This is a genomic window from Streptomyces sp. NPDC002701, from assembly GCF_042889045.1.
Lineage (GTDB): Bacteria > Actinomycetota > Actinomycetes > Streptomycetales > Streptomycetaceae > Streptomyces.
Window position 1 is genome coordinate 1 of the sequence record NZ_JBIAQL010000070.1, and the last position, 1,982, is coordinate 1,982.

1 protein-coding gene is annotated in these 1,982 nt (G+C 67.7%); it reads right to left on the reverse strand.

Annotated features, from left to right (window positions below; genetic code table 11):
* Positions 1–12 precede the first annotated feature (12 nt).
* Positions 13–1,982: NACHT domain-containing protein (locus ACFYXC_RS41810; RefSeq protein WP_389558390.1), on the reverse strand; the 1,970-nt coding region annotated here is incomplete at its 5' end.

Below are 1,982 nucleotides of genomic sequence, written 5' to 3' on the forward strand. Positions count from 1 at the left end.
CGGAACGCTCCTTCATGAGTGGGGTGGTGGCGCGGGGCGGGTGGCGAGGTGGTCCTGGAGTTCACGATGGCGGAACTGCCATGCCGTCCCAGACGCGCGCAGGATGCCGAGTTCGTAGCAGACGTCGAGGAAGCGTCCTAGCCGCCACGGCAGCTTCCTGCGCGTGTGCAGGAGGAGCGCGAAATACCGCAGGGCTGCCGAGCCGCCCGCGGCCGGGATGCTAAAAATGAAGCCCCCGATCATCAACCCGAAGGCGAACATCCAGTAGGCGAACATCACGTAAAAGTCCGCAGCCCAGATACCGGATCGATCAACGGTGTCTGCCGTGAGCAGCCCTACGAGCCCGGACAAGAGCATTGCCCCAGCCACTGTCACGGGTCCGAACACGACTGCAGCGGTGAGGTCCATGCGGACGAGGTGACGCGGAACGACTCCCACATGCTCCTGCTTGATCATGATTCCGCGTGCGAGACCGATCTGGAGCCCGATCGCAAGCCCGATCATTAGGCCGACCACGAGGCTGGATTGGAGCATCCCTTGGTCACCGGGCTCACTCGCCGCATAGAACAGGCCGAAGAAGATCAGGAAACCGATCGCGAAACCGACCGTGGAACCCAGCATGAGAGCGCGTCGTCCGGCAGGGGTGCGAAGACGGCCAAGGTCGATCCGCCGTGGCTTCGGCCATGCCGGGCGGTAGAGCGCCGTGAAACAGAGGATGAACGCCCACGGCGCTATCGCAGCAAAGTCGTCACCGAATACCCGCGGCCCGGCAAGACTGACCAGAGGGAGTGGCGCCGCCACGGCCAGAACGCGTTCGGTCCACCGTGTCCGGTGCTTCCCACCCAGGGGCCACAGTTCGTGGAGGACCAGGTCGGTGCTGCTCAGCGCACGCCCTGCGACGCGGCGGGGTGAGCCGTCTCCAGGGCCGCTGTTGTCGTTGAGGTAGCGGGCGAGGAATGCCAGGCGGCGCCAGGTGGCGTCGGCATCCAGTCGCGGACGGGTGTCGGTGCCCGACGGCCGGGAGATGCCGTCCGACCCCCGGTGGGGTGCGGCCACCGCGGCACCGATGTACTGGTCCAAGAGGTACTCGTAAAGATGTCCGCCGGTAGCCAGCACGAGTAGGTCGGCGGGGGCACGCAGGTATCGCCCGTCGGCGGTGCGTTCCTCGAAGACGGTGGCGGCCAGGGTGAGTCGCCAGGGTGTGTCCAGTGCCTTGGCCAGCAGGGTGTGTTCCGGCTGAACGGTGCCGGCCGGACCCGCCACCGCCGTGTCCAGGGCGGAGAGGACCGGCTGCCAGCGGGCCCGGCCGCGCTCCGTACCGGCGACGCGTTGCGACAGGTAGTTGTGAGCGTGGGAGGCGTCGACGCGGGCCACGGCAATGCGTGCTACGATCCGGGGTTCCGTCCCTGCTTCGACCAGGGCCTGGTAGTGGGCGTGCCGGCAGGTCACGACGACCGGGCAGTGTGCGCCACCGTGCTCGAACCGTTCGATGCAGCGGAGCAGGGCGGCGGCGCGTGAGGTGTAGCCGGGGTTCGTGCCCGGGTCCATTTCGTCCAGACCGTCGATGACCGGCAGAACGAGATCGGCGTCCACCAGGCGGGTGGCTTCGCGGCGGGGAAGACGGTAGACGTCGGTCAGGTGCGTCCGTAGCCAGTCACGTATGTCGCTGCCGGGCCAGGATGCCGCGGTCAGTCGTACCGGCACCGGCTCCTGCGGAGAACGTTCCTTGGCCAAGCCCAGGATCAGGGACAGTGCGAGCACGGTCTTGCCTGTTCCTGCGTCACCGCCAATCTGCCCGTCCCGGCCGTCGGACGGTGTACCGGTGATGACCATCCGCCCAGGCCGCAGGCCCCGGTAGTAGTCGGCGATCCCCTCCAGCGTTCCGTCGGCGCGCGAATCGCTCATTCCGGTGGCCGTGACCGTGAAAGTGAGGTCGATCCGCCCGTCCGGCGCTGCCAGTCCACTGCCCAGCAACTGCCGGT